At 34.2% G+C, this 26,780-nt stretch carries 26 protein-coding genes and 1 pseudogene; 23 read left to right on the top strand and 4 right to left on the bottom strand.

The window, feature by feature from the left end:
- Nucleotide 1: 1 nt before the first annotated feature.
- Both nadD and F1847_RS00245 read right to left on the bottom strand, forming a co-directional pair.
- The gene (gene nadD / locus F1847_RS00250) at nucleotides 2-634 is read right to left on the bottom strand and encodes a nicotinate-nucleotide adenylyltransferase (RefSeq protein ID WP_150071113.1); all 633 of its coding nucleotides are present in this window, start codon (nucleotides 632-634) and stop codon (nucleotides 2-4) included.
- The gene (locus F1847_RS00245) at nucleotides 615-1,883 is read right to left on the bottom strand and encodes a glutamate-5-semialdehyde dehydrogenase (RefSeq protein WP_150071112.1); all 1,269 of its coding nucleotides are present in this window, start codon (nucleotides 1,881-1,883) and stop codon (nucleotides 615-617) included. Before F1847_RS00245 ends, nadD begins: the two co-directional genes overlap by 20 nt.
- An 83-nt stretch (nucleotides 1,884-1,966) precedes the next feature.
- On the opposite strand from F1847_RS00245, the gene F1847_RS00240 reads away from it, so the two are divergent.
- The 9 genes from F1847_RS00240 to hemA all read left to right on the top strand — a co-directional run bounded on the left by F1847_RS00240 (nucleotide 1,967) and on the right by hemA (nucleotide 11,979).
- Nucleotides 1,967-3,544, top strand: a complete 1,578-nt coding sequence (locus F1847_RS00240; protein WP_150071111.1) for an HDOD domain-containing protein — start codon at nucleotides 1,967-1,969, stop codon at nucleotides 3,542-3,544.
- Nucleotides 3,537-4,280 (top strand): TlyA family RNA methyltransferase, encoded by a 744-nt coding sequence (locus tag F1847_RS00235; protein ID WP_150071110.1) that lies wholly within the window; start codon nucleotides 3,537-3,539, stop codon nucleotides 4,278-4,280. The genes F1847_RS00240 and F1847_RS00235 overlap by 8 nt, the downstream gene beginning before the upstream one ends.
- Nucleotides 4,281-4,400: 120 nt before the next feature.
- Nucleotides 4,401-5,348 (top strand): HlyD family secretion protein, encoded by a 948-nt coding sequence (locus F1847_RS00230; RefSeq protein ID WP_150071109.1) that lies wholly within the window; start codon nucleotides 4,401-4,403, stop codon nucleotides 5,346-5,348.
- The gene (locus F1847_RS00225) at nucleotides 5,333-7,033 is read left to right on the top strand and encodes an ATP-binding cassette domain-containing protein (protein WP_150071108.1); all 1,701 of its coding nucleotides are present in this window, start codon (nucleotides 5,333-5,335) and stop codon (nucleotides 7,031-7,033) included. The genes F1847_RS00230 and F1847_RS00225 overlap by 16 nt, the downstream gene beginning before the upstream one ends.
- 3 nt (nucleotides 7,034-7,036) lie before the next feature.
- On the top strand, nucleotides 7,037-8,146 hold the full coding sequence (locus F1847_RS00220) for an ABC transporter permease (protein ID WP_150071107.1): 1,110 nt from the start codon (nucleotides 7,037-7,039) through the stop codon (nucleotides 8,144-8,146).
- A gap of 9 nt (nucleotides 8,147-8,155) precedes the next feature.
- Nucleotides 8,156-9,271 carry an ABC transporter permease gene (locus tag F1847_RS00215; RefSeq protein ID WP_150071106.1) on the top strand — a complete coding sequence of 372 codons (1,116 nt, stop codon included), beginning with the start codon at nucleotides 8,156-8,158 and terminating at the stop codon, nucleotides 9,269-9,271.
- Between the two features lie 67 nt (nucleotides 9,272-9,338).
- Nucleotides 9,339-9,746, top strand: a complete 408-nt coding sequence (locus F1847_RS00210; RefSeq protein WP_150071105.1) for a universal stress protein — start codon at nucleotides 9,339-9,341, stop codon at nucleotides 9,744-9,746.
- A gap of 9 nt (nucleotides 9,747-9,755) precedes the next feature.
- A complete protein-coding gene (locus F1847_RS00205) occupies nucleotides 9,756-10,583 on the top strand; it encodes an inner membrane protein YpjD (protein ID WP_150071104.1) in 828 nt (275 codons plus the stop codon).
- Nucleotides 10,573-11,979: a glutamyl-tRNA reductase gene (hemA, locus tag F1847_RS00200; protein WP_150071103.1), complete on the top strand. Its 1,407-nt coding sequence runs from the start codon at nucleotides 10,573-10,575 to the stop codon at nucleotides 11,977-11,979. The genes F1847_RS00205 and hemA overlap by 11 nt, the downstream gene beginning before the upstream one ends.
- Nucleotides 11,980-11,981: 2 nt before the next feature.
- Here the strand turns inward: hemA and F1847_RS00195 are convergent, their stop codons facing one another.
- Nucleotides 11,982-12,437, bottom strand: a complete 456-nt coding sequence (locus F1847_RS00195; protein ID WP_150071102.1) for a single-stranded DNA-binding protein — start codon at nucleotides 12,435-12,437, stop codon at nucleotides 11,982-11,984.
- A gap of 156 nt (nucleotides 12,438-12,593) precedes the next feature.
- Between F1847_RS00195 and F1847_RS00190 the strand changes: the two genes are divergently transcribed.
- Together F1847_RS00190 and F1847_RS00185 are read left to right on the top strand one after the other, a co-directional pair.
- Nucleotides 12,594-12,872 (top strand): hypothetical protein, encoded by a 279-nt coding sequence (locus tag F1847_RS00190; protein WP_150071101.1) that lies wholly within the window; start codon nucleotides 12,594-12,596, stop codon nucleotides 12,870-12,872.
- 404 nt (nucleotides 12,873-13,276) lie between these two features.
- A complete protein-coding gene (locus F1847_RS00185; protein ID WP_150071100.1) occupies nucleotides 13,277-14,035 on the top strand; it encodes an N-acyl homoserine lactonase family protein in 759 nt (252 codons plus the stop codon).
- On the opposite strand, the gene F1847_RS00180 is transcribed toward F1847_RS00185, so the two are convergent.
- Entirely contained in the window at nucleotides 14,015-14,218 is a 204-nt protein-coding gene (locus F1847_RS00180) for a hypothetical protein (RefSeq protein ID WP_150071099.1), read from the bottom strand. The genes F1847_RS00185 and F1847_RS00180 overlap by 21 nt on opposite strands.
- A gap of 16 nt (nucleotides 14,219-14,234) precedes the next feature.
- Here F1847_RS00180 and F1847_RS00175 point away from each other — a divergent pair, with 16 nt between their 5' ends.
- The 12 genes and pseudogenes from F1847_RS00175 to F1847_RS00120 all read left to right on the top strand — a co-directional run bounded on the left by F1847_RS00175 (nucleotide 14,235) and on the right by F1847_RS00120 (nucleotide 26,763).
- On the top strand, nucleotides 14,235-14,891 hold the full coding sequence (locus F1847_RS00175; RefSeq protein WP_150071098.1) for an endonuclease V: 657 nt from the start codon (nucleotides 14,235-14,237) through the stop codon (nucleotides 14,889-14,891).
- Nucleotides 14,892-14,972: 81 nt separating this feature from the next.
- A pseudogene (locus F1847_RS00170) lies at nucleotides 14,973-16,501 on the top strand (N-6 DNA methylase).
- A gap of 2 nt (nucleotides 16,502-16,503) precedes the next feature.
- Nucleotides 16,504-16,869 carry a nucleotidyltransferase domain-containing protein gene (locus F1847_RS00165; protein WP_168194220.1) on the top strand — a complete coding sequence of 122 codons (366 nt, stop codon included), beginning with the start codon at nucleotides 16,504-16,506 and terminating at the stop codon, nucleotides 16,867-16,869.
- Nucleotides 16,854-17,621 carry a hypothetical protein gene (locus tag F1847_RS00160; RefSeq protein ID WP_150071096.1) on the top strand — a complete coding sequence of 256 codons (768 nt, stop codon included), beginning with the start codon at nucleotides 16,854-16,856 and terminating at the stop codon, nucleotides 17,619-17,621. The genes F1847_RS00165 and F1847_RS00160 overlap by 16 nt, the downstream gene beginning before the upstream one ends.
- Nucleotides 17,618-19,726 carry a site-specific DNA-methyltransferase gene (locus F1847_RS00155; RefSeq protein ID WP_168194219.1) on the top strand — a complete coding sequence of 703 codons (2,109 nt, stop codon included), beginning with the start codon at nucleotides 17,618-17,620 and terminating at the stop codon, nucleotides 19,724-19,726. The genes F1847_RS00160 and F1847_RS00155 overlap by 4 nt, the downstream gene beginning before the upstream one ends.
- Nucleotides 19,710-20,114: a HEPN domain-containing protein gene (locus tag F1847_RS00150; RefSeq protein ID WP_150071094.1), complete on the top strand. Its 405-nt coding sequence runs from the start codon at nucleotides 19,710-19,712 to the stop codon at nucleotides 20,112-20,114. The genes F1847_RS00155 and F1847_RS00150 overlap by 17 nt, the downstream gene beginning before the upstream one ends.
- 64 nt (nucleotides 20,115-20,178) lie before the next feature.
- A complete protein-coding gene (locus F1847_RS00145) occupies nucleotides 20,179-20,499 on the top strand; it encodes a nucleotidyltransferase domain-containing protein (protein WP_150071093.1) in 321 nt (106 codons plus the stop codon).
- Nucleotides 20,500-20,550: 51 nt separating this feature from the next.
- Nucleotides 20,551-20,766, top strand: a complete 216-nt coding sequence (locus F1847_RS00140; RefSeq protein ID WP_150071092.1) for a HEPN domain-containing protein — start codon at nucleotides 20,551-20,553, stop codon at nucleotides 20,764-20,766.
- A complete protein-coding gene (locus F1847_RS00135; protein WP_150071091.1) occupies nucleotides 20,763-21,260 on the top strand; it encodes a hypothetical protein in 498 nt (165 codons plus the stop codon). Before F1847_RS00140 ends, F1847_RS00135 begins: the two co-directional genes overlap by 4 nt.
- Nucleotides 21,176-22,045, top strand: a complete 870-nt coding sequence (locus tag F1847_RS00130) for a restriction endonuclease subunit S (protein ID WP_370516794.1) — start codon at nucleotides 21,176-21,178, stop codon at nucleotides 22,043-22,045. The genes F1847_RS00135 and F1847_RS00130 overlap by 85 nt, the downstream gene beginning before the upstream one ends.
- Nucleotides 22,046-23,692: a hypothetical protein gene (locus F1847_RS00125; RefSeq protein WP_150071089.1), complete on the top strand. Its 1,647-nt coding sequence runs from the start codon at nucleotides 22,046-22,048 to the stop codon at nucleotides 23,690-23,692.
- 8 nt (nucleotides 23,693-23,700) lie between these two features.
- Nucleotides 23,701-26,763 carry a type I restriction endonuclease subunit R gene (locus F1847_RS00120; RefSeq protein ID WP_150071088.1) on the top strand — a complete coding sequence of 1,021 codons (3,063 nt, stop codon included), beginning with the start codon at nucleotides 23,701-23,703 and terminating at the stop codon, nucleotides 26,761-26,763.
- Nucleotides 26,764-26,780 lie beyond the last annotated feature (17 nt).

The raw sequence follows: 26,780 nt of genomic DNA, 5'->3' as shown, positions 1-26,780 counted from the left end.
CTTATCGGTATAAACGATGTTCTAAAATATAGGTCAAAACCCCTTCAGGCACAAGATACCTAATAGATCGACCAGATTTAACCAGATGACGGACCTTGGAACTGGAAATATCTAACGGTGTTACTTCTAAAAAATACACCTTACCCTCACAGGGAATATCTCTCCAAAGGTCTTTTACCTTTAGTAGAAATTCCTCCTTTAACTCTCCCCAAGTTTTTGAATTTCTTGAAACTACCACCAATTTAGCATAATCAAGGAAAAGTTGATAATTCCACCAGGTCTCAAACTGGCGAAAACTATCCCATCCTACTATCAAAAAAAAATCTATCTCCGGATAACAGGCTCTTAAGGATTTAAGGGTGTTTAATGTATAAGAAGGCTTAGCCTCTTTTTCTATGTCTAAAGCTTTAAAAAAAGGATTTTCTCTTATGGCTAACTTTACCATCTCGAGTCTATCTTCAAATGGAGAGAGAAGTTCGCTTTTTTTATGAGGGGGATACCCTGCAGGAATAAACCAAACCTCCTGTAGAGAAAGAGCTTCTCTTACCTCTTCAGCCACCCTTAAATGGGCTAAGTGTGGGGGGTCAAAAGTCCCCCCTAAAATACCTACTCTTTTAAGTTCTAATCTGTCCATTGCCAAAGGCTATAAACTTAGTAGTGGTTAATTCTTCTAATCCCATCGGACCGTAAGCGTGTATCTTGGTAGTTGAAATCCCGATCTCTGCACCTAAACCAAGCTCTCCTCCGTCGTTAAACCTGGTAGAGGCATTAACAAGCACAAGACTTGCGTCTACTTCTCTTATAAATTTCATAGCCTTAGAATAGTTCTCGGTGACTATAGCCTCGGTGTGGTTGCTTCCATACTTAGAAATATGTTCGATAGCTTCATCTACATCTTTTACTACTTTAATCGCTAATACCAAGTCAAGGTATTCAGCATACCAGTCTTCCTCGGTAGCAGGCTTAGCCCAAGGAATAAGTTTAAGGGTTTCAGGACACCCTCTTAGTTCAACCCCATATTTTTTGTACTCTTCTGCCAAGTATGGTAAAAACTTAGAGGCTATTTTTTCATGAACTAACAAAGTCTCCATGGCATTACAGACTCCTGGTCTTTGACATTTAGCGTTGATGGCTATAGTCTTTGCCATCTCAAGGTCAGCCTCTTCGTCTACATACACATGACAAACCCCTTTGTAATGTTTAATAACAGGCATCCTGGCTTTTTCTGTAACAAACCGAATAAGTCCTTCTCCTCCCCTTGGGATAACCAAATCTATATATTCTTCAAGTTCTAACAAATATTCCATCGCGCTTCTGTCAGGAGTAGGAATGACCTGGACAGCATCTGCAGGAAGATTAAATTCCTTTAAAGTCTCCCTGAAGATTTCTGCTAAGGCCAAGTTAGAATTTAAAGCCTCTTTTCCTCCTCTTAAAATCACCGCATTTCCGCTTTTAAAACAAAGACCCGCGGCATCTATGGTAACGTTGGGTCTGCTTTCATAGATGATAGCTATTACTCCTAAAGGAATACGCATCCTACCTACCATAAGACCATTAGGTCTTTTCCACATCTTTACTACCTCACCTACCGGGTCAGGAAGCTGAGCCACCTCTTCTAAACCTTTGGCCATAGCTTCTATCACTTTGTCAGAAAGGGTAAGTCTGTCTATAAAAGCTTTAGTATGTCCCTGCAATATCGCTTGATTTACGTCTTTTTCATTGACTTTTTTCAATTCTTCTCGGTTTTCTCTTATTTTTTGAGCCACCCTTTTCAAAACCTCGTTTTTTACTCCTGAGGAAAGAGAAGCCAATCCTTTAGAAGCTACTTTAGCCTTTTTAGCTATCTCTAAAACCATCTCTTTTAGATCTCTTTGCCCTTCCATCGTCTACCTCCTTTTATCCCCTTTTTTTTTACCAAACTTTTGGTAGTATACATAAAATATCATTTTATATTAAAAGCCCAAAAATGGGAGAGCTTGATAGACTATTAAAACTTACTAAAAAACCTCTACCCCCGCTCCCTTATTTAGTAAAAGAAACCGTTGAAACCTTAATTTTAAAAGGGGAAAGGGAGTTTTTATCTCTACTAGAAACAAAAAAAGAGCTTAAAGACTTTATCCTAAATACTACCAACCTTCCTCAGTTCAGAAAAGATAACCCTCCTGTCTTAGACATAAGAAAAGCCGTTTTAATCTTAGGAGAGGATTTAGTAAAAAGTTTGGTTTTAAGCTTTTTATCCCATAAACTAAAAAAAACTACCTTTAATGAATTTAATTTTGACCTTTTTTGGGCAAGGGCTATCGCTAACCTTGGTTTATCTAACCTTTTGTCTTCCCATATAGAGGCCTACCCATCCTACCTACATATAGCAGCCTATTTTATGGACTACGGGATTTTGGTGTTATACCAGATTTATCCTGAAGGCTATCTACAAGTCCTAAAACTAAAAAAATTAGGAAAAACCACCCTTGAGGCAGAAAGAGAAGTTTTCGGGGTAGATCATGCCACCATTGGGGCTGAATACTTTGAAAACTATAACCTTCCAAGAAGGTTTGTGCTTGACCTTTTTTTTCATCACCGATTAACCGGACTTCCTGAAGAAATTCCTCAAGAAGTCCTTTACGATATAAAAATTTTACACTTAATAGACTTAGGGGTAGGAGTATATTTTAGCCAAAAAAAAGAACAAAGATATGAAAACTTTAAAAGCCTTTGCCAGGAGATTTTAAACCTATCAGAAACCGAAGCTACCGTTTTACTTGATGCTCTTCCTGGAATGATTAATCAATTTTATGAAATCTTAGGTTATGAGACCTATAAACTTATCCCTTATACAGAATGGGTAAAAAAGAAAGAACGTAAGCTTAAAGAACAGTTACAACAGATAGAAGACCAAACTAAAGAAGAAAAAAAACTGCTTGAGGCCTATAAACAAGAAATAGCCAAACTTTTAAGAGAAAAGGAAATTCTGGTTAAACAATTAGAAAAAATTGAAGGAGACTTGAAAAAACAATCTATTTTTGACCCTTTAACCGGGCTTTACAACGAAGAGTACTTTCTTCTGCGACTTAAAGAGGAGCTCTTAAGGGCCAAAAGATATCAAAGGGTCTTAAGCGCCCTTCTTTTAGAAATAGAAAAAGGAGAGGAGCTTGCAGAAACCTATAGTTTAAAAGAGGAAGAAAGGTTTATTAAGTCAGTCGCAGAGAACTTAGCAAATAGGCTAAGAAGGGTTGATGTGGTGGTGAAACTTAAAAATCCTTATAGATTTGGGATTATCCTTCCTGAAACCCCACTTTCTGGGGCGATGGTGGTAGCACGTAAACTCTTGCAAATCTTAGAAACCCTCTGTGGGAAAATTTTCAACCTTAAAAAATCTGGTTTTGTGGTAGCTATTACTTTTGACCCTAAAAAAATCAACCCCAAAACTGAACCTAACGTCCATGTTATCCTCAAGACTTTAGAAAAAGGCCTTGAAATCCTTAAAGAAAAACAACAAAGAAGAATCCTTTCTATGGTAGTAGACAAAGAAATTGAAGGTGCCTAAAGTCAGAGCAGATAAACTTTTAGTAGAAAAAGGACTTGCCGAAACCAGAGAAAAAGCTCAAGCCTTAATCATGGCAGGTAAAGTCTGGTGGTCAAAAGACCAAAAAAACTGGCTTAGGATAGAAAAACCAGGGCAAACCCTGGTAAACGAGGTGTTTTTAAGGGTCGATGAGCCCATACCTTATGTCTCTCGGGGAGGATTAAAGCTTGAAGGCGCCCTTAAAGCCTTCCAAATAGAGGTAAACGATTTTGTTTGTCTTGACATAGGCGCCTCAACCGGAGGTTTTACCCACTGTATTCTTTTAAACAATGCTAAAAAAGTCTATACCGTAGACGTAGGAAAAGGCCAGCTTCATCCTCTTTTACGAAACGACCCAAGGGTAGTTTTCAGAGAAGGAATAAACGCAAGATATCTTACCCCTGATATGTTTCCAGAAAAAATGGATTTGATTACTATAGATGTCTCGTTTATTTCATTAAAAAAAATTCTTCCTGTAACTCCACCCCTTCTTAAACCGAAAGGAAAAGTTTTAGCCCTTATTAAACCTCAATTTGAAGTTGGGCCTAAATTTTTAAAAAAGGGGGTAGTAAAGGATCCCTGGGTCCATAAACAGGTAGTAGATGAAATCTGGGATTTTTCTCGTTCTATAGGATTTATTCCTTTAGGGGTTGCTGAAAGCCCTATCCTTGGTCCCAAAGGAAATAAAGAATTCTTTATTTTGTTAGAGTTATTATGATGAAAACATTCTATCTGGTTTAAAGTAAAAAATCCTCTTTTTAAAATAATCCTTTGATTAAAAATTTCTCCTCTAATCCATCTGGAAATTTTTAAATCGACAGTATATAATAAACAAATTATGAAATTAAATTTCAAAACAAAGCTTTTACTTTTTGTCTTGTTTTTAGGATTAGTAACCGCGGGGGTTTTTTGGTATGTAAACCTACAAAAGACCCCTAAAGGGGTGCTTATTTTACATGGAAGGGTAGAAGGGAAAGAAACAAACCTGGGGACCAAGGTTCAAGGAAGGATTATCAAACTTTATAAAAGAGAAGGTGATCCGGTAAAAAGAGGGGAATTGCTTGCAGAACTTCGTCCTGATGAATATTTTGCCCAACTTCAATCTGCCCAAAGCGAAGTGCGTTCAGCAGAACAAACAGTATTGATGGCTGAAAGTTACTTTATCAAATCTAAATCTAAGGTAGAACAAGCTCAAAGGGACCTTGAACGCTACAAAAAGTTATATAACGAAGGTTTGGTTTCTAAAAGGGACCTTGAGCTGACAGAACTTGAATATACTTCGGCTTTAGCAGACCTAAAGGTAAACCAAAAGTACATAAATCAGGCAAAAGCAAAATATCTATCCGCTTTACAAAAGGTTAAAGAGATAGAAATTGCCTATAAAGAAACCAAGATTTATGCCCCTTCTGATGGGGTAATTCTTTCAAGAGTGGTAGAAGAAGGGGAGGTAGTCAACCCAGGGCAGGTGCTTTACACGATGGTAAACCTGCAAAACCTTTATATCAAAGTCTACATACCTGAACCACAGCTTGGAAAGGTAAAACTTGGGCAGCCTGCCAGGGTTTATGTAGACGCCTATCCTAACAAATACTTTAACGGCACCCTAACCAGAATTTATGAACAAGCAGAATTTACCCCTAAAAACGTAGAAACCAAAGAAGAAAGGGTAAAACTGGTTTTTGGGGCAGAGGTAGCGGTAGAAAACCCAGAAGGGATTTTAAAGCCGGGTATGCCGGCTGATGTGGTGATTAAAATAGACCCTCAGGCAGAATGGATAAAGCCTTAGACCAAGTTGTTATCAAGGTTGAACATCTATCTAAATCTTACAAAAAAGTCTTGGCGGTAGACAACGTTTCCTTTGAGGTTAGGAAAGGAGAGGTTTTTGGACTGATAGGTCCAGACGGAGCAGGAAAAACCACCATCGTTCAAATCCTTGCTGGGGTCTTAGACCCTTCTTCAGGAAGGGCTTATGTAAACGGGATTGAGGTTACCCAAGACCCAGAAAAGGTAAAAAAATCTATAGGATATATGCCTCAAGGATTAGGCCTAAACCTTTACGACAATCTTACCATAGAAGAAAATATAAACTTTTTCCGAGATTTAAGGGAGATACCAGAAGAGGTCTTTCAAAAAAACAAAGAGATCCTTTTAGAAATCACCAGACTTAAGCCTTTTTTATCAAGACAAGCTAAAGCCCTTTCTGGAGGGATGAGGCAAAAGCTTGCCTTAATATGCACCCTTCTTCATTTACCAGACATAATCTACCTTGATGAGCCTACCACAGGGGTAGACCCCCTTTCCCGCCAAGATTTCTGGAAAATCATCCATACATTGGTCCAAGAAAGAAACATGACTGTTCTTTTAACTACCTCTTATATGGACGAAGCAGAAAGGTGCCATAAAATAGCCCTAATCCACCAAGGTCAAATTTTGCTTCAAGGAAGTCCAGAAGATTTTCCTGACTTAGAAGAAATTTTTGTCTCTGCTATCTCTAAGGAACCTCCTAAACCTTTACAAAAACCTCCTTTAGCCCCAAGTTCAGAAGAACCTCTCCTTGTTTGCCAAGGGGTTACCAAGGCCTTTGGTAAGTTTAAAGCGGTTGATACAGTAAACTTAGAGGTAAAAAAAGGAGAAATCTTAGGACTTCTTGGACCTAACGGAGCAGGAAAAACTACTTTGATAAAAATGATGTGTGGACTTTTAGAACCAACCGGGGGAAATATCCTTATTTCAGGACATAACATCAAAAAAGAAAAGGCTAAGGTTTGGCAATTAATCGGGTATATGTCTCAAAAGTTTTCTCTTTATAGGGACCTAACCGTTATGGAAAACATTAAGCTCTATGCGGGTTTATACGGAGTAAAAAAAACAGATTTTACCGACCTTTTAACCAAGCTTGGGCTTTCTTCTTGGGAGAATAGACTGGTTAAAGACGTGCCTTTTGGTATAAGGCAAAGGGTTGCCCTTCTCTGTGCTATCTTACATAAACCTTTGATCGTATTTTTAGACGAACCTACTTCAGGGGTAGATCCTTTAGCCAGAAGGGCCTTTTGGGAGGTTATCTACTATATCTCCAGAGAAGAAGGAATAACGGTAATCGTTTCTACCCATTATATGGATGAGGCAGAAAATTGCGATAGGATCGGTCTTATGAACCGAGGAAGGCTTATAGCGGTAGGAACCCCTGAAGAGTTAAAAATCGCCTCAGAGAACCTTGCAGGAAAACTTTTAAAAGTAAAAACCCCTAAGTTTAGAGAAGCGTTTACCCAACTAAAGACGGATTTTTCTAACCTCTCTCTTTACGGAAACAAGCTCTTTTTAAGGACTTTTAATCCTGAAGAAGACCAAGAAAAGATCGATAGGCTTTTAAATGCCGTTGGAATTAAAGAGTATCAAATTGAGCTTAGCCTTCCCCCTTTGCAAGAGGCTTTTGTAGACTTTATCCTAAAAGACCTAAAGGACAAACCATAAATCATGTTTAAAAGATGCATAGGAATCGCTAAAAAAGAGTTTATCGAGCTTATCAAAGATAAACTTTACCTTACCTTTGTCTTTATCGTGCCTATAATCGTAATGTTCTTACTTGGATACGGACTTAATCTGGATGTAAAAAACCTTCCTTTAGCCTTTTTAGATTATGACCGCAGTAAGGTTAGTAGAGACTATATAGACGGTTTTATAAACTCTGAATATTTTAAACTTTACGCCTTGGTAAACGACTACAAAGAAGCAGAAGGTTTGATAAATTCCGCAAAAGTTAGGGCTATCGTCGTTATCCCACAAGACTTTTCCCAAAAAATCTACAAGGGAGAAAAAACGGAAGTTCAGGTGCTTATAGACGGCACCTATCCAAGTAGGGCTGAGGTAGTAAAAGGATATATCAACAACATAAACGCCCTTTTTAACCAAAAATTTCTTGTTGGACAAAAAGCCTTTAAACCTTCGGTAGAGGTAGAAATAAGGGCTTGGTATAACCCTGCCCTTGAGAGTAAAAATTTTATCATGCCTGGGATGTTAGTCACCACCCTTTGTTTTTATCCGGTATTGCTTGGTTGTCTGGTAGTAGTAAGAGAAAAGGAGTTTGGAAGCGTTTTCAATTATTATACCTCTCCTGCTAAAACTTGGGAAATCATTCTTGGTAAGGCTATACCCTATGTTTTTATTTGTTTTCTCACTTATTTGATGCTTTTCGTGATTACTGTGTTTATTTTTAGGGCAAAGTTTATCGGAAACTTTATCGTTCTCTCGTTAGCAAGTATTCTTTACCTTTTTTGTACGGTAGGACTTGGGCTTTTTATTTCTACCATTACCAAAACTCAGATTACCGCTATGCTTCTTGCCTTTATCACTACGGTAGTTCCTACTTTTCTTTACTCAGGGTTTCTTTATCCGGTTAGCAGTATGGAGTTTAGCGGAAGACTTATCAGCAGGGTTATTCCTGCAACCTATTTTTTAGACATCGTAAGAGGAATTTACCTAAAAGGCTTACCTCTTCATTTTTTTATACCTAAGCTTTTAAGTCTTTCTGTATACGCACTGATAGTTTATTTAGCTACCATTTTAAATTTTAAGAAAAAACTTTAGGTTTAATCCATGAGGTTTATCCATTTACTCAAAAAAGAATTTTTACAACTTTTTAGGGATAAAATCTTACTTATTATCTTAATTTATGCCTTTACGGTGGTAGTATATACCGGGGGAAAGGGGATAAACCTTGAGGTAAGAAACTTTGCGGTAATCGTTCATGACCAAAGCAGAAGCCCTGAAAGTAGAGAGTTTATATCTAAGCTTCGTCTTCCTTATTTTAAGATAGTAGGCTATGTTAATTCTGAAAGGGAAGTAATAGACTGGCTTGACAGAGGTAAAGCCTCTATGGCAGTAATTATTCCTCCTGACTTTGTTAAAAAAGTGAAACAAAAAAACGCAAAGATTCAGGCTATAGTAGATGGCACCATGTCTATGACTTCTACCATGGCTATTTCTTATCTTTCAACCATTACCTATGAATACTCTTTAGAAATCGTAGATTTTTCGGTCTACCAAAAAACCTTAAGGATGCCTCAGGTAGAGGCTAAGATAAGAAGTCTTTTTAATCCTAACAACCTTAGCACCTGGTTCATGAGCCTGCTTGAACTTTTTAACATGACCACGATGGTTTCCCTACTTATAAGTGCTTCTGCTTTGATAAGAGAAAAGGAGTATGGAACGATAGAACAACTTTTGATAACCCCTGTTAGGACTTGGGAAGTGTTTTTAGCCAAAATCATTCCTACTGTAGCAGTAATCGGAATTTTATCTTTGGTTAGCCTTTTTGTAATGGTAAAAGGGGTTTTTAAAGTCCCTATAAGAGGAAGTATACCTTTATTTTTTTTGGTAACCTGTCTTTATGTGTTTGCCATGTCTTCCTTAGGTATAGCCATTGCCACAGTAGTCAACAATCTATCTCAGGCGATGATGGTAATCCTTGCTGTGCTTGTGCCTATGCTTATGATTTCAGGAGCCTGGACCCCACCAGAAGCTATGCATCCTATCATCAATACCCTAAGTCTCTTTTCTCCCATGAGATATTATTTAGAATTTGGATACGGTGTTTTGCTTAAAGGAGTAGGGTTAGAATATCTTTGGAAAAACATTTTAGGAATAGCAACCGTAGGAGGAGCGATTTTTATCTTTTCTGCTTTAAGGTTTAGAAAAAGTTTCGCTAAGTAAAGTCAAATTGATTAAAATAGCTTTTTATGCTAAAATAATAAAAATCTTATCTCACAGGAGGTTAATTATGAAGGTAGTCGTAGCTTATGATGGTTCAAACGATGCCAAAGAAGGACTTAAAATGGCTTTAAATTTTCTTAAAGAAGCCATAGATGAAATAATCTTACTTAATGTGGTAAGAAAAAGAGAAGACATGACCAAGGAAGAAGAAACTAAGGCCGTAGAAAAAGCTAAAAACCTTTTAGACGAGGTAGCTAAAGAGGTGACTAACAGCTATAAAGTTCGCAAAGAAGTAGTTGTTGATTTTTCTGTAGCCGAAGCTATCCTCAATTTTGTTGAGAAAGAAGAGCCAGACCTTTTAGTAATGGGTGCCAGAGGCGTAAGGCCAGATATCATCAGGTATACCTTGGGTTCTACTGCTGCTAAGGTGGTTAACTTTGCCCCTTGTTCTATTTATATAGCTAAGAAAAAATAAAACAGGTTGATGAGCGATTTATTTTTTTGGTTATATTTTTTGATATACTTTACCTCTTGGATAGGTTTTTATTTCTACTTTAAAACGCTCAGAAAAGAGGTGTTAAAATATGCCCAGTTGGTGCTGGGCTTAGGGTTTGTTTTGCACACAACTTTTTGGGTGATAAAGGCTTATGAAATAGCGGTTTTAAAGATTTTACCGTTTAAAGAGGTGCTAAACTTTTTAGCCTGGTGCTTAGTTCTAGTTTATTTTGGTTTTGCCTTTTTTAGTCGGTTAAAACTATATACTGTAGGTTTTTTCTTGCTTCCCTGGGTGCTTATATGTCTTTTGTTAGAAACTTTTTTATCGTCTACCAAGGTTTCTCCTTTTTCTCCTTATTTTTATAACCTTTGGTTTCCTTTACATGGGATCTCAGGGCTCCTCTCTCACGCCTTTTTGCTTTTTGGTTTTACAACTTCAATTATGTATCTCTTACAAGAAAGAGAAATCAAAAAAAAGTCCTTAGGACTTTTTTATAAAAAACTTCCACCTTTAGAATATTTAGACCGAGCAAGTGAATCCTGTCTTTACCTTGGATTTCTTTTTCTTTCTATATCCATGATAACAGGTGCTATCTGGAGCAATCTTATCTTTGGAGATTATTGGAGGTGGTCCTCTAAAGAAGTGTTTTCTTTGGTGTTGTGGTTTCTTTATGCAGTCCTTATCCATCAAAGGGTGCTTATAGGCTGGAGGGGAAAAAGGTCTGCTAAGATGTTTATCTTAAGTTTTGGGGTCTGGTTTTTAAGCTTTTTTGTAGTAAATTTACTTACTAAAGGGTTTCATACCTATGGGTCTTGATTTTACTATCTTGCTGATAGGCCTAAACCATAATACCGCACCTGTAGAAATAAGAGAAAAACTTTCTTTTAAAGACAGCCTTGTTTTTCCTCTTGAAAAATTAAAAAACGAGGGGTTAAACTTTAAAGAGGCTTATTTTTTGTCTACCTGTAATCGTGTAGAATTTTGTTTTGTGTTAGCTAAAGGGCAAAAAGAAGCCTTTTTAGAAGACCTTTTTTCTTTTTTTGAAAAAGAAGTTGGGTTCAAAAAAGAAGAAATAAAAAAACATTTTTATCGGTTTGAAGACGAAGAGGCAGTAAGACATCTTTTTGAGGTAGCTTGTGGACTTGACTCTTTGGTCTTAGGAGAACCTCAAATTTTAGGACAAGTAAAAGAAGCTTATCAAAAGGCTCTTTTTTATAAGACCTCAGGGATTGTACTTAACCGTTTGTTACACCGATGTTTTTTTGTGGCTAAAAGGGTTAGGACTGAGACCGGTATAGGAGGGGGTGCGGTTTCTATAAGTTATGCTGCCTGTGAGCTTGCTAAAAAAATACTTGGTAGTCTTAAACAAAAAGTAGTGTTACTGGTAGGTGCAGGAGAGATGGCAGAGCTTGCCTGCATGCATTTTATTTCCTCTGGGGTGCAAAAGGTGCTTATAGCTAATCGTACCATTTCTAAAGCTGTAGAACTTGCCGAACGCTTTAAAGGAGAGGCTTATAGCTTAGAAGAGTTGCCTTATGTGCTTACTAAAGCAGATGTAGTTATTTCTTCTACCGGTGCTCCTTCTTTTGTGATTACCAAACAGATGGTCTCTTCTGTGTTGAAACCTAGAAAGTTTAGACCACTTTTTATCATAGACATAGCCGTTCCAAGAGATGTTGACCCTGAGGTTAATCAACTGGAAAACGTCTATGTTTACAACATAGACGATCTAAAGGAAGTGGTAGAAGAAAACTTTCAGGAACGTAAAAAAGAGGCCTTAAGGGCAAAAGTTATCATCGAAGAGGAGGTTTTTAAGTTTAAAAAATGGCTTAAAGAAATAGACTTTCATCCTACTATCAGGGCCTTAAGCCAAAAATTTGAACAGATAAAACAAAAAGAATTAGCCAAAACCCTTAAAAAACTCAAAAACCTATCTGAAGAAGAAAAAAGACATTTAGAAGTTTTAACCCAGTCTTTGGTTCAAAAAATCCTTTATTATCCTATAAACTTTATCAAAAAAGACCATCATGACAAAGGGGCTAAAGCCATAGGACTAATAAGACAAATGTTTGAACTTGACAACCTAAACCTCGAGCCACAGATCAAAAAACCCGAAACCATATCTGAAAAGTTAAACCTTTCTGAAAAAGACTTTACCGATAAAGAAAGCAACGATACAAGGGATCCTTCTAAAAAAGTTTTACTTCAATAAGCTTAAAAAGGAATATCCTCTTCGTCAACCAAAGGTTCGTTTAAAAAGTCAGTATCTATATCAGTAGACTTTTTAGCAATTTTAGGGGAACTTTCCATCGCATAAGATTTAGCAGCCTCATCTGAGGATTGAGGTTTCTTATCTAAAATCTGCATGGTTTGAACGACTATCTCGGTAACGTATCTCTGCATACCTTGTTTGTCTTCAAACTTACGGGTTCTAAGCTTACCTTCTATATAGACCTGAGAACCTTTGCTTAAGTATTCTCCGCAGATTTCTGCTAATCTCCCAAAGGCAACTACCCTATGCCATTCTGTAAGGACCTCTTTTTCTCCGTTTCTTATGATAACCTCATTGGTAGCTAACCTAAAGCTGGCAACTGGTTTTCCATCAAGGGTATATCTAATCTCAGGGTCTGCCCCTAACCTTCCTATCAAAATAACTTTATTTATACTCATGGTTTAAATATTACCCCCCTTTTTTTATCTTGCAACCTCCTACGAAAAAAACCGGCTTATTAATTTTTAAATTGCCTATTTTACCGATCTTAAAGGTAGTGTCTCATTAATTGTATAAAGACTTGAGGGAAAGGGAAAGGTATAGTAGCTTCCCCAATGTTTAGTAACCAAAACTACCAGAAAGGAGGGGAAGCTACCGTGAAAGAAAAAACTAAAACTTTAACAAAACAACCTATAGAAGGAATTCTAAACTTTTTTCAACAAGAATTTAACAATCTTATTAAAAACCTTTTAGAAAAGCTTATGCTTGAAGAAAGAAGGATTTATTTAGAAAACTTTTCAAACGGTTTTTATACCAGAGATTTACTTTTCGTGCCTTCCTACTTCCTACTTCCTAAAAGAAGGAGGGCTGATTTAGACCTTACAGAATCATAAAGCTATAACTAATGCGAAAATTAAAAATTAAATTTTATAAGTACTGTTTGACAAATCTAAAAAAATTCTAATAAATAAATTGTAAAACAAGTAAAGCAGTTCTAATGGGGTGATAAAAATTGAAAGTACATAGCTTACTTGAAAAGATTTTTATCGTATAGGTAATATACTTTCCGTTACTCATTATGGCAGCAATATAGTTTAAAGGATGGATAGGGGATTTTCTTTTTATATCTCTGTCGCGCAGGTCTTGTTTTATCAATTTTTGCAAGAATTATGGGCTTAAAAAGAGAAGTATAAAATCTTTCCTCTAGAAACTTACTGTAAAAACAAACTTTTTCTTGTCTTAAATAAAAAGTTAGTATAAAATCTTTATTAGCCAATTATAAAACAGGGGGAAAATCATGAAAAAGGGACCTTTTTATAAAATCCATCCTTTTGTTGTTGGGACCAAGGTTTTTGATAAAGGAATGATGACTTATCAACATGACTACGGAAAAGAGTATGTAATTCCGATTTATTGTTGGCTAATAGAAGGCTCAGACAAGATTATTCTTATTGATACAGGACTTTTAGATGTGATTCAATCTGAGTTTAGAGAACAGGCTATCGGAGGAAAAATCTACAAATTTGAGGAAGGGCTTGCTAAATGGGGACTTTCTCCTAAAGACATAGATATTGTAATTCATACCCATTTACATAACGACCATTGTGAAAACGATTTCAAATGTGTAAATGCAGTTTTTTATGCCCATGAGCTTGAGTTTCAATCTGCTTACAATCCTCATCCCTTAGATTTTAGATACATGGCTGACTTTATAGAAGAGGTAGATCAAGCAGGACAGATGGTCCATATAAAAGATGAGGTTTTTGAAGTTGTCCCAGGAATTACTATGGTCCATACTCCTGCCCATACCAAAGGAGGAATGAGTGTTCTTATCAATACAGAAAAGGGACTTGCAGGAATAACTGGATTTTGTGTAATTATGGAAAACTTTACCCCTCCAAGTAAAATAAAAGCTATGGGAATGGAAGTTATCCCACCAGGAACAAACATAGACCCTTACTTAGCCTATGATCAGATGATAAAATTTAAAGAATCGGTTGATATTTTAATACCCTTACATGAACCAAGTTTTTCTTCAGTAGAAACTATTCCTTAAGGCCAAAAACGCTTCCCTTCCTAATCTTAAGGATGCCTCTAAAGAAAAGTATCCGTCACCACAGCCTGCATCAAGAAAAACAATACCTTGAGGAAGGTTTAATAGGTCAAATACCTTTGATGCTGAAATAATATCTCTACTTGGTTTTCCTGCGTGACGATGTTTATGCTTTTTTGAATTCATTTTAAAATATTATATCATGGATCTGGCTAAACTTGAAGAAATACAATTAGATTGTGCTAAAAGAGTTATAAAGGAAGATGTCTTAACAGAAATAAAAACTGTAGGTGGAATTGATGTAACCTTTGAAAGTTCAAAAGAAAATCCAACCAGAGCCTGGGCTTGTATGGTGGTTATTAATTTAGATACTTTAAAACCCATTTATCAAAAAATCATAGAAGATATAGTAGATTTTCCTTACATTCCCACTTTTCTTGCTTTTAGAGAGCTTCCTCTTGTGAAAAAAGTTTATAATGAGGCAAAGTTTAAGCCAGATGTTATTTTTATAGATGGGCAAGGGATTTCTCATCCGAGAGGTTGTGGGATTGCTTCTCATTTTGGGGTTGAGATAGGTGCTGTAACCGTAGGGGTTGCAAAGAAAAAACTTTTAGGAAGTTATGAACCTCTTGAGGATTCCCGCGGAAGTTATTCTTATTTAATTTATAATGATGAAATTACTGGTGCAGTCCTTAGAACTAAAGACAAAGTCAAGCCTGTTTATGTATCCATAGGGCATAAAATAAGCTTAGATAAGGCTATTGAGCTTGTTTTAAAAACCTCTATCTACCGTATCCCCGAACCTCTAAGACTTGCCCACAACCTTTTACAGAAGGTAAGGAGACAAGTTTTTAGGTAGGTAAAGAAGATATGAGGTAAAATTTATTGAAGATAAAAAAAAGATAAAGTATAATTTAATTAAAAATTTAGGGAGCAAGATATGAAGGAAAAAGATTTAACTTTTGAAGATAAATTATGGAAGGCAGCGGATAAATTAAGAAAAAAAGTAGAGGTTCATGAATACAAGTATATAGTCTTGGGATTAATTTTTTTGAGATACCTTTCTTTTGCCTTTGAAGAAAAAAGAAAGGAAATAGAAGAAAGAGAAGCTAAGCAATTCTCGGAAAGCTTAAGGTTTTCTATTTGTGAAGATAGAGATTTCTACATAGCTAATGGGACTTTATACGTTCCAGAAAAAGCACGCTGGGATTACATTAAGAAAAACGCTAATCAGCCAAACATTGGAGAAATAATTGATCAGGCGATAGAAATCTTAGAAAACGAATATCCTAAACAATTAAAAGATGTGATACCTAAGATATACTCTCGGGTCAACCTTGATAGTCATGACTTTGCCTATTTAATTAACCTATTTTCTCAAATTCATTTTGGTAAAGACCACCATGCAAAAGATATATTCGGTAGAATTTACGAATATTTTCTTGGCAAATTTACTGAAGCAGAAGGGAAAAAGGGAGGAGAGTTTTATACTCCAAGGTCTTTAACTAAGCTTATTGTTGAGATTTTAGATGTTAAAGAAGGCCGAATATTTGACCCCGCCTGCGGTTCAGGAGGATTTTTCATTTCAGCTTTAGAAAAATTGCAAAGAGAAGGTATAGAAAAAGAACATTTATCGATCTATGGACAGGAATCAAAAGAGTTTGTCTGGAAGGTATGTAAGATGAATTTAGCTATAAGAGGAGTTGAAGGAGATATAAGGTGGGGTGATTCCTATCACGATGACAAGTTTTTTGATTTAAGGGCTGATTATATCGTATCAAATCCTCCTTTTAATGATAGCGAATGGGGGAGGGATAGAATAAAACCAAATGACCCAAGGTTTAAGTATGGTCTTCCCCCTGAAAATAATGCCAATTACGTTTGGATCCAGCATTATATCTATCATCTTGCCCCAAACGGTAAAGCAGGTTTTGTAATGGCAAACGGTGCTTTATCCGGAGGTAGTATAGAAGGAGAGATAAGAAAAAAGATCATAGAAGATGATTTAGTTTATGGAATAATTGCCACACCGCCAAAGATGTTTTACACAGTTTCTTTGCCTGCTTCTTTATGGTTTTTAAGGAAATCAAAACCTAAGTATATGAAGGGAAAAATTCTTTTCATTTATGCTAAAAAGATGTTTAAGGCAATTTCAAGAAGGCAGAATGTTTTTACTGAGGAACATAAGCAAAGATCGTTGAAAAATTCAGAATGTTTGAAAATGGCGAGCCAGAAGAAAAGATAAATGAGGTTGGTTTTGCTAAAGTTGCTACTATTGAAGAGGTTGCTAAAAATGGCTATGTATTAACGCCTGGAAGATATGTTGGGATAAAGACTGATGAAGAAGACAAACCTTTGGAGGAAAAAATGAAAAGATATTCACAGGAATTGTCAAAGCTTCTAAAAGAGGAAGAAGAATTAAATTATAAAATTAAAGAGGTTTTTAAGGCTTTAGGATGGAAGGTATGAAGATGAAAGAAAAAATAAAAAAGATAATAAATCAAGTTTTTGAAGAAATAGGGATAAAGGTTGATAGAATAATTCTTTTTGGCTCAAGAGCAAGGGGAGACTTTAAGGAAAATAGCGATTGGGATTTACTCATTATAGTTGAAAAAGAACTTTTAAGGGATGAAATAGTAGAAATTTCACATCTTATAAGAAGAAAACTCGCAGATGAATTTATACCATCTGATGTGATTATAAAATCAAAGGAAGAGGTGGAAGAAAGACAAAAAGTGATTGGGAGTGTGATAAAAAGTGCTATGGAAGAGGGAATTTCGCTATATGTCGCCTTAGGAATTAACATAACGGAGGTGAAAAGATGGCAAAGAGATTAAAACCGATAGAAATAGAAGAGTTAGAGTCTGTGCATCTTGAAAGAATAAGATACTATTTCCTTGATAATATAGACGATATTATGGAAGGATTGCATTCCAGATTGCAAATAAAGAGTGATTGGTATAAACAATTCATTTCAACTAAAAGTAATATGGCTTCTGATTTGGAGATTGGAGCAGAAAGAATTTTTCATTATGTCTTTTCACGAGGAATGAAACATCCTAATTCATCTCCAATAGGTGCTGATATAATGTACGAAACTTTTGATTCCTTTATACACATAGATATTAAAACTGTCTCTGAATCTAATTGGGGAGATTATAAGGGTAAAATAGCAGTTCAATCAAACCAGACATCTTATCCCTTATCTAAATATAAGCTGTCGCCTAATTTGCCCACTTACTACTCCAAAACTTTTAAAAAAGGCGAAAATGAATACTATAAACCAACACTTACGTACTTCATTTATGTCTTGCATAAACATGCATCTGAAGAGATATATAGCATGCTAATTATTTGTATGCCTAATGGCGAATTGTATAACATATACAGAGATAAAATCTTGCACGCAGGTAAAACTAAAAACAGTGTAAGATATGCCTTTAAAGAAGAACCAAGGTTTATTCTTCTCTCTAAACAAAAGAATGTATTTAGAGTAGAATTTCTCATAAAAAGTAGGAATTATACACAAGAAAATTTAATTGGAATTCCGGAGAAAAAATATAAAATACCCGTATGGGTGGAAATATGAACAAAGATATTTTATTACATGGTGACGTTTACGCTTGTCTTGATTATTTAGATGACGATTCAATTGCTGTAGCCATAACCTCACCACCATATTGGAAACAAAGGGATTATAAATTCGAAGGCCAGATTGGGCAGGAAAAAACTCCTGAGGAATATATCGGCAAGCTGGTAAAAATATTTAATAAACTCCGCCAAAAGCTTAGAGAAGATGGTATTTTTTTCCTTAACATTGGAGATAAGTACCTAAACCAGTATGGGAAGTCTCATCTTTTACAAATTCCATATAGATTGGCATACCACATGGTAAAAGATGGTTGGTATTTAGAAGACATAATTATCTGGTATAAACCAAACCACATGCCATCCTCGGCTAAAGACAGATTTACGAATACTTACGAGCCCGTGCTCGTTTTAGCAAAAAGCAGGAACAATATTTATCAAAATAAACGTCCAAAAGTAGTAGAAATACCCTTACAACAGACCTCATGGAAGCATACAGCGGTATATCCTGAAAAATTAGTATGGGAAATATTAAAACGTGTAGAATTAAAAGATGAAGATTTAATATTAGACCCTTTTGCAGGAACAGGAACTACAGCAGTGGTCGTGAATAAAATAAGAGATAATCTTTATTGTAAAAAAATTTATTCGGTAATGATTGAAAAAGGAGATGAATTTGTAGATATAATTAAAGAGCGAACCAAAATAAAAAAGGTTATTAGAGTTAAAGACGTGAATTACGAGTATCAACCTGTTATAGACGTCGGCTTACCGAAAGACGTAAGCCCCAATCCTATATTGAAAGATAAACGTGGAGAAGTTTATATTGCTCAAGATCAAACAGAATTCTTATCTGCATTAAAAGGAATTACCCTGGACGAATTTAAAAAATTTCATAGAGAAGATGCACTTTACTTTTTTGGAGTGAAAAAATGGGATTTAAGCTCATTGTATTATGCCTATACGATATATCAATACGGATATGTGCTGAGAAATATGTTGATTGTGTCAGATGAAAATAGTTGGTATCCCATTTTCATGTTTGCACGGGATAGCACACGGGTCGCATATAAATTTTATCTTGATAGAATTAGGATAAAACCAAAGACAAAAGAAAAAAGAAAATGGCAAGAAGAATTTATTGGTATGAAAGTAAAAGATATTTCAGGGAAAGAATCAATAGAAGGTTACGTGGTAAAAGTTTTAGAAAAGTACGACGATGGCTTTCCAAAAGTGGTGGTAGTTCAATGGAATGGAAAAGCATCAATAGAATTTGTTATTCATCCTGAAAAAGAGGAATTTTTAATGGAAGGTTTAAAATTCTTTTGTCCCAAGTGTTATTCTGAATTAACAGAGCCTTATGATCCAATAGGAGACAACCAATGCCTCACATGTGGACAACAATTGTGGATAAATTTAGAAACTATCCCTATCATACAAGAACCTAAAGAAATATCTGAAATCGCAAAAGAATTAGAAAATAATGAATATCATATAGGTCAGATTTTAAACATCAAAGACCTTAAAAGAAAAAAAGTTTCATCATCAAGCAAATTTTTATTATTAGAAAGGATTAACTGGGGAGCATCTCCTGGAGCAAGAAAGCTTATGCTTGGTGAATATTTTACAAAAATGCGTCTTTATCGAATAGACCAACCATTTGTTGCACAATATTTAACTCTATTAAGAAAATCTAAGAATATGAGTATTCAAGACGTGATAAATAAACTTCCCAAGGAATATTATCATACTGCTTCTCATTGGTTTAGAAAAGACTTTGGCGGTTCTATTCCAATACCTCAAGACGTTGAATTAATAAAAGCAATTTTTGACGTTCAAAATGGATTATTAAGAATACTAAAAAGGACAGCCTTAAAATTCCAAACTGTTAAAACGTCAATCAAAGGTAAAAATCCTGGAGATTATATTAAAAATGGAGATTATATTAAAAATGATGACGATCTGATTAAATTTCTTAAATTATTGTATATTCCATCAAACGAATATATAACTATTGTCGCTCAAATGGAGAAATCAAAAAGTGAAGAAGTTTTAAAGAAAAACCGATTCATAATTGAAGAATTGACCAATGAAGGAAAAGAATAACTGGCTTATTAAAGCATTAAATGATTACAAAACGGCGGAAAAACATATAAATCTTCCTGAAAATGAAATTATAACTGATACTTTATGCTTTCATTGCCAACAGACGGTAGAAAAACTTTTAAAAGCATTTCTTGTATATCATAAGATAGGATTTCAAAAGGTTCATACAATTGAATACTTGATCAAACTTTGTTCAACTATTGATAGGGAGTTTGAATCTCTATATGAAAAAACAAAAAACTTAACGGATTATGCAATTGATATAAGGTATCCATATGAGTTTTATATTCCTACAATTGAGAAAGAGAGAAATGCTTTTGAAAGCGCAACTTTTGTTAAAGAGTTTATATTTAAAAAACTAAACATAACGGGAAAGCACATAAAATGAGGTTTGGCTGGAAAATAGAGTTTAAGAAGAAAAAGCATAAAAATATAGCAAAAGGGACCTTGTTATGGTAGAAAAAATCAAAGAGATAATAAATCAAGTTTTTGAAGAAATAGGGATAAAGGTTGATAGAATAATTCTTTTTGGCTCAAGAGCAAGGGGAGAACATGAAGCGTTAAGTGATTATGATATATTTGTAGTGATAAGAAAAGATATTGATAATTTAGGGAAAAGAAAGCTTAAAAAAGAGATTTATCGTTCTTTGCACTTAGCCTTTCCCTTTTCTCCTTTTGATATTATAGTCAAAACCAAAAAAGAATTTGAAGATGAAAAGGATATTGTAAATACTTTATCTAATGAAGTTTTAGCGGAAGGCATAGAGATATGAAAAGAGATGTAGTCATAAGATGTCAGATATGGAAAATTTCATGACTTACTTATGCTTTTTGAAATGTGCATAAGAGAAGATAAAGAATTTGAAAAACTCGATAAAGATAGAATTTCTGAGTTAACTTTTTATGCGGTTGATATTAGATATCCTGACGAGTATTATATACCTTCCTTAGAGGAAGCAAAAGAGTCTTTTGAAATTGCTAAACAAGTAAAGGATTTTATATTTAAAAAACTAAACATAACCGAAGAGGACATAAAATGAGGTTCCGCTGGGAAACTGAATTTAAAGAAACAGAGATTGGGGAGATACCGAGGGATTGGGAGGTGATGGAAATAAAACATTTGGTAGATAGAACCATTAAATTCCCAATCGTTGATGGACCATTTGGTACTCAACTACATATGGATGAATACACTTTCCAAGGGATACCGGTTATAAGGGTTATTAATCTTTCTTATGAGGGAGAATTTATTTCAGACAATTTAGTATTTATTTCAGAAGAAAAATTTAACCAATTAAAAAGAAGTGCCGTAAAACCTAATGACCTTATAATTGCCAAAACTGGAGCGACAATTGGTAAATTAGCTTTACTTCCGAATCATATAAATCAAGCCCTAATTGCTTCAAGTTGTCTCAAGGTAACATTTAACTTTAAAAATGCAATCCCAAGATACTATTTATACTTCTTTACAACCCAAATAGGACAAGAAAGTATAAAAAGCAGAGCAGAAGGGGTTCAACGAGAGATACAATAAATCTTACACCATTCTCTGAAATCCAAGTTCCTCTCCCCCTTCTCCCCGAACAATCCCGCATTGCTACTGTTTTATCTTGGTTTGATGACTTAATAGAAGTTAAAAAAAAGCAAAACGAAATTTTGGAAAAAACAGCAATGGCAATTTTTAAAAACTGGTTCATTGACTTTGAACCCTTTAAAGATGATGAGTTTGTTTATAATGAGGAGCTGGGAAGAGAGATACCGAAGGGGTGGGAGGTGAAGAGATTGGGGGATGTAGCAGAAGTAATTATGGGGCAGTCACCACCTTCAAAATTCTATAATGAAGAAGGTATAGGAATTCCCTTTATTCAGGGTATAGGGCAATTTGGGAAATATACCCCACAAACATTAGTTTTTTGTTCATGTAAAGGTAAGTTGGCAAGACTTCATGATATTTTAATAACAGTAAGGGCGCCTGTAGGAGAATTAAATTTGGCAGATGGTGAATACATTATTGGTAGAGGGGTAGCTTCGTTAAGAACTGATTATTGGTCATTTCTATTTATTTATTTCAGTTTTAACAAAGAACTTTTAAAATCCCTTGAAAAGGGAACAACCTATGATGCTATTGTAAAAGATGATTTAGAGGGATTTTCTATCCTTCTCCCCCCTCCCCACATCCTCCAATCCTTCCACTCCCTCGTTGAGCCATTATTCCAAAAAATCATCCTCAACCAAAAACAAATAATGACACTTCGCAAAGTCAGAGATACACTTTTGCCCTTGCTTGTTTTTGGAAAATTGAGAGTAGAGGAGATGTAGATGAATTACGAAGAAGCAAAGAAAATATTTTTAGAAATTAAAAGCCAAATAGATGAAACAATTAATAAAAACGGGATAAATAAAGTTTTACTTAATTATGATGATAAACTAACTGATTGGTATAACAAAGTAATCTCTTTATGTAGTAATGATGAAGATAAAAAATATATAAATTTTAATTATTACCCTTGCAAATCTTGTATTTCTTTCGCAAAAAATCATCAATATAAAGCTTTGAGTGAGTGGCTTGAAGGGTTAAAGAATTTTATAGAGTATACAAATCAGTTAAGAAATTTAAACAAATGGGTAGAAAGTGTTGGTTATTATTCTTCAAGATTAAATTATATATTACAAAAAAGATTAGAAATTTTCGGTAACTTACCACGTGACAAATTTTATGACATTATTGACAGGTTAGAAATAACAATTGACCTTATATCTCCAAATAACAATTTATCAAATTATATTAAAGAAATATTAATAACCATATTGGACTATATAGTATCGAAATCAGGGGAGATATACACTGAGGAACATTTAGAAAGGAAAGAAAGACTCATGAAGTTATTAGATAAGTTTAAAAATGAAGGAAATTATTATATTGAAGGAACTAAAAATCGTATTAAATTTATTTTGTATAAAAAAGAACTCCACTATAATTTAAGAAAATATTTTAATAAAAAAACAGTTGATAAAGAAAAAATAATAGATCTTATAAATCAAATGCGCTATGTTGCAGGTAGAGAAAAAAATAATTTTAAAAAAATAAATAATGGAGAAAGAATTGCCTTTAAAAAATTTCTATCTGAAATTGATGTTCTAATAGCCGACTATTATAATACTTTATGGATAAAGAAAGACTTGATAGAATCTGTTAAATGTTTGGAAAATATTTTTTTAAAGATACGAAAAAATTTAGATATCATTAAAACGTTTTCTATGTTTCAATATTTTGTTACTGAATATTTATTTCTTCAAAATTATATAAAATTACTTTTAGTAGCAAACGATTTTAGAAAGTTTTCCCAGCAAACTGGGGTTCATGAATGGCAAAAGGCAGTATCAGAAAAAATATCTAATGAGATTGTTTCTATTGCACAAGAGAATTTTAAGTATAATATTCCTCAAAATATTAAAAGGTCAATCTTTATCATTGAAACATCTACAGCAGGTAAGTTTTTGGAGTTCATTATTTTTTCCTTACTTAAGGAATTATCCGCAGCAAATAAAAAGAATACAAATTTGAGCAATGTTAGAGATAAAAACATTGCATCCCTCTTAAGTATTGTTCTCAATTCTAATCCCGATAAAATAAAATGGAGCTATAAAACTACCGGAACAGACATAGATATATTGATTGAAAATAAAGGTGCTATATTTATTAAATCAGGAATTATAGGGGCTAAAGATAGAAAAAAAATACAAAATGAACTGAAGATTGCTGAAAAATACGAAGTTTTTTATCTTTTGGATATTGCAAAAAATTTAAATATAATCAAAAAACTAAGTGAAGAACACAGTAATAAAATTAAAATAATAGATATTGGTAATTTTTTAAATATAATTTACAACTTTGCTAAAAACGTAGGTGTAAATATAGACTTATCAATAAGTAGTTTAAAATCACTAACAGGACTTTATTCTTGAGGATAAATATGGAATATGCTCACCTTACCGAAAACTACCTTGTTGAACAACCTGCCATAATTTGGTTTCGAGAAATTGGCTATTCTTACATTCAAGGCTCAGAACTTATACCTGATAATGGAGAAAGAGAATCTTATAGACACTGCGTTTTAAAGAATAGGTTTATTCAAGCAATAAAAAGAATAAACCCCTGGCTTACAGATAATTTAGCGGAAGATGCTTATAAAAAAGTAATTGAATTTGACCATCCAGACTTTATTATAAAGGGAAAGATATTTTATGAAATTTTGACAAATGGTGTAAAACTGACCTTTAGAGAAGGTATAGAAGAAAAGACAAAGATTGTAAAAATCTTAGATTTTGAAAACATAGAAAATAACGAATTTCTTCTGGCTAACCAATTTAAAGTTGAATATCAGTATGAAAAGGAGCTATACAGAATCCCAGACCTTGTTGTGTTTATAAATGGTTTACCCGTAGCAGTTTTTGAATTAAAAAGCTTTAACGCCGAAGAAACTGCAAAGGATGCCTTTTTAGACCATCAAAGAAAAATAAAAGATATACCTCAACTTTATGTCTATTCTCAAATCATCGTTGCCTCAGACGGATACGAAACTAAATATGGTTCACCAACGAGCGATTGGGAAAGATTTTTTGTATGGGAAGGAATTTTAAGTGATGACGATGTAAAGGTTGAAGAAATTGCTGATGGTTATTATAGATACTTCTATAATAACGAAGAACTAACCTCTCTTGAACTATTAATTAAAGGATTATTTAGAAAAGAGCATCTTACTGAATTTTTGAACGATTTTGTATTTTACGAAAAGGAAGGAGAAACTTATAAGAAAAAGATAGCAAGCTATCATCAATTTTACACCGTAAAAAAGGCTGTTGTAAAAACCGTTAAATGCGTCTTAGAAGGTAAAACTCCGGAAGAAAAAAGGATTGGGGTTGTTTGGCATACCCAAGGTTCTGGCAAATCACTTACTATGCTTTTTTATGCAAGAAAAGTTTTAAAAATGAGAGAACTTGAAAATCCGCTTATAATTTTTATAACTGATAGAAATAGTCTTGATGAACAACTCTATAAACTTTTCTCGCAATTTCCTATAGCAAAGCAGGTAGAAAGTATAAAAGACCTACAAGAAACGGTTAAGACATCGGCAGGAGGAATATTATTTACAACGATTCAAAAATTTGGAAAGAAAAAAACTGAAGAATATCCTTTGCTTACAGAAAGAAAAAATATCATTATTGTTGCAGATGAAGCTCACAGAAGCCAATATCGTGAGCTTGCTCAAAATTTAAGGAAGGCTATCCCTAACGCATCATTTATGGGATTTACCGCAACCCCTATAGAGCTTCAAGATAGAGACACCTACCTTGTATTTGGCGAACCGATAAGTGTATATCCCATGGACAAAGCACTCAGACATAGAGTAATAGTTCCTATATACTATGAACCAAGGCTTGCAGAGCTACATTTAACCAATGAGTTTATAGACGAAGAGTTTGAGGAGCTGTCAGAAGGGCTTGAGCCTGAACTGAAAGAGAGCTTAAAGCGTAAATATGCAAGACTAGAAAGGTTAATTTTATCACCGGAACGCTTAGAAAAGATAGCTAAGGATATTGTAGAGCATTTTAATAAAAGAACCGAAACGCTTGAAGGCAAGGGGATGGTGGTTGTAATTTCAAGAAAGGTTGCGGTTGAGCTTTATAAAGCTATTAAAAGCATTCCTAACGCTCCATCGTTAGAAGTTATAATGTCAGGAAATAAGCAAAATGACCCTAAGGATTATCATCCTTTCATAAGAAATAAAGACCAGTTAGAGGATATTTTGAACAATTTTAAAAATCCAGAAAAAGACCCAAAAATGGTAATTGTAGTAGATATGCTTTTGACAGGCTTTGACGTGCCTTGTCTTCATACCATGTATTTTGATAAACCGATGAAAAACCATAATTTAATGCAAGCAATAGCACGAGTAAATAGAGTATTTAAAGATAAACCAGCAGGTCTTATAGTTGATTACATCGGGATTGCTGATGATTTAAGGAAGTCTTTAAGCCAATATACAATTTCAGCTATAAATCAAGTGCTAACTGATATTAATGAAGTCATAAATGTTTTAAAGGAAAAATACGATATAGTTTCTTCTATGTTTTATGGATTAAATTATCAAAACTGGACAAAGTTAACCCCTGAAGAATTAGCTCAACTTACAGTGTCTGCATACAATTTACTAAACGATGAAAAGTTAAAACGAAGCTTTATCAAAAATTATATAGCCCTTAAAAAGGCTTATGCTTTGGCAAGCCCCCATCCTGAAACAATTAAGATAAAGAATGATATTAAGTTTTTTGAGATGATTAAAAAGATGATAGTTAAGTATTCAGTTAGTTCAAGGAAGGAAATATCAAAGGAATTAGAATACGAAATTAGTCAACTTATTTCAAAAAGTATATCAGCAGAAGAACCTGTAGATATATTTTCTTTACTTAAAAAAGATAAGCCAGACATATCTATTTTAAACGAAGAGCTTCTCTCTAATATTTCAAGTTTAACCCAAAAAAATTACGCAACAGACCTTTTAATGAAACTTATTAAAGATGAGCTTAAGATAAAACTAAGAGTAAATCCTATTAGATACAAGTCTTTATATGAAAGATTACAAAAATTGATTGAACGATATAACATAAAACTCATTACTACAGTAGATGTTATTAATGAGTTAATAGAGATAGCAAAGGAAATAAAGAAGAAATTAAACGAGGGGAAAGAATTAGACTTAACGGAAGAAGAGCTTGCCTTTTACGATATGTTGTTAAAAGAGGGTGTATTCAAAAATAAAGAAGAAATAATCCATGTAGTAAAAGAAATTAAAAAACAATTGGGATATTTTGTTAAAATTGTAGATTGGAATAAAAAGGAAAGTTTGAGAGCAAGAATCAAAGTAGCTATAAAGGAAATATTAGCTAAAGTTTTAGAAAAGAGGGTAGAATACGAGAAAATAAATCAAATTACTTCTGAAATTTATGAACACATAGAAACGTTATATGCCGCATAAACTATTTTAAACTTAAA

Source organism: Thermodesulfobacterium sp. TA1 (assembly GCF_008630935.1).
In the GTDB taxonomy this organism is placed as follows: domain Bacteria; phylum Desulfobacterota; class Thermodesulfobacteria; order Thermodesulfobacteriales; family Thermodesulfobacteriaceae; genus Thermodesulfobacterium.
This window is presented reverse-complemented; position numbering and strand designations above follow the sequence as displayed.

What these genes read in the sequence shown, in the direction of transcription:
- F1847_RS00190 (WP_150071101.1), top strand. Translation starts at nt 12,594, where the DNA reads ATGTTTAGTAACCAAAACTACCAGAAAGGAGGGGAAGCTACCGTGAAA.
- F1847_RS00145 (WP_150071093.1), top strand. Translation starts at nt 20,179, where the DNA reads ATGGTAGAAAAAATCAAAGAGATAATAAATCAAGTTTTTGAAGAAATA.
- F1847_RS00125 (WP_150071089.1), top strand. Translation starts at nt 22,046, where the DNA reads ATGAATTACGAAGAAGCAAAGAAAATATTTTTAGAAATTAAAAGCCAA.
- F1847_RS00140 (WP_150071092.1), top strand. Translation starts at nt 20,551, where the DNA reads ATGCTTTTTGAAATGTGCATAAGAGAAGATAAAGAATTTGAAAAACTC.
- F1847_RS00220 (WP_150071107.1), top strand. Translation starts at nt 7,037, where the DNA reads ATGTTTAAAAGATGCATAGGAATCGCTAAAAAAGAGTTTATCGAGCTT.
- F1847_RS00185 (WP_150071100.1), top strand. Translation starts at nt 13,277, where the DNA reads ATGAAAAAGGGACCTTTTTATAAAATCCATCCTTTTGTTGTTGGGACC.
- F1847_RS00225 (WP_150071108.1), top strand. Translation starts at nt 5,333, where the DNA reads ATGGATAAAGCCTTAGACCAAGTTGTTATCAAGGTTGAACATCTATCT.
- F1847_RS00120 (WP_150071088.1), top strand. Translation starts at nt 23,701, where the DNA reads ATGGAATATGCTCACCTTACCGAAAACTACCTTGTTGAACAACCTGCC.
- F1847_RS00180 (WP_150071099.1), bottom strand. Translation starts at nt 14,218, where the DNA reads ATGAATTCAAAAAAGCATAAACATCGTCACGCAGGAAAACCAAGTAGA.
- F1847_RS00210 (WP_150071105.1), top strand. Translation starts at nt 9,339, where the DNA reads ATGAAGGTAGTCGTAGCTTATGATGGTTCAAACGATGCCAAAGAAGGA.
- F1847_RS00155 (WP_168194219.1), top strand. Translation starts at nt 17,618, where the DNA reads ATGAACAAAGATATTTTATTACATGGTGACGTTTACGCTTGTCTTGAT.
- F1847_RS00135 (WP_150071091.1), top strand. Translation starts at nt 20,763, where the DNA reads ATGAGGTTCCGCTGGGAAACTGAATTTAAAGAAACAGAGATTGGGGAG.
- F1847_RS00230 (WP_150071109.1), top strand. Translation starts at nt 4,401, where the DNA reads ATGAAATTAAATTTCAAAACAAAGCTTTTACTTTTTGTCTTGTTTTTA.
- nadD (WP_150071113.1), bottom strand. Translation starts at nt 634, where the DNA reads ATGGACAGATTAGAACTTAAAAGAGTAGGTATTTTAGGGGGGACTTTT.
- F1847_RS00160 (WP_150071096.1), top strand. Translation starts at nt 16,854, where the DNA reads ATGGCAAAGAGATTAAAACCGATAGAAATAGAAGAGTTAGAGTCTGTG.
- F1847_RS00165 (WP_168194220.1), top strand. Translation starts at nt 16,504, where the DNA reads ATGAAAGAAAAAATAAAAAAGATAATAAATCAAGTTTTTGAAGAAATA.
- F1847_RS00245 (WP_150071112.1), bottom strand. Translation starts at nt 1,883, where the DNA reads ATGGAAGGGCAAAGAGATCTAAAAGAGATGGTTTTAGAGATAGCTAAA.
- F1847_RS00175 (WP_150071098.1), top strand. Translation starts at nt 14,235, where the DNA reads ATGGATCTGGCTAAACTTGAAGAAATACAATTAGATTGTGCTAAAAGA.
- F1847_RS00150 (WP_150071094.1), top strand. Translation starts at nt 19,710, where the DNA reads ATGAAGGAAAAGAATAACTGGCTTATTAAAGCATTAAATGATTACAAA.
- hemA (WP_150071103.1), top strand. Translation starts at nt 10,573, where the DNA reads ATGGGTCTTGATTTTACTATCTTGCTGATAGGCCTAAACCATAATACC.
- F1847_RS00195 (WP_150071102.1), bottom strand. Translation starts at nt 12,437, where the DNA reads ATGAGTATAAATAAAGTTATTTTGATAGGAAGGTTAGGGGCAGACCCT.
- F1847_RS00205 (WP_150071104.1), top strand. Translation starts at nt 9,756, where the DNA reads ATGAGCGATTTATTTTTTTGGTTATATTTTTTGATATACTTTACCTCT.
- F1847_RS00240 (WP_150071111.1), top strand. Translation starts at nt 1,967, where the DNA reads ATGGGAGAGCTTGATAGACTATTAAAACTTACTAAAAAACCTCTACCC.
- F1847_RS00215 (WP_150071106.1), top strand. Translation starts at nt 8,156, where the DNA reads ATGAGGTTTATCCATTTACTCAAAAAAGAATTTTTACAACTTTTTAGG.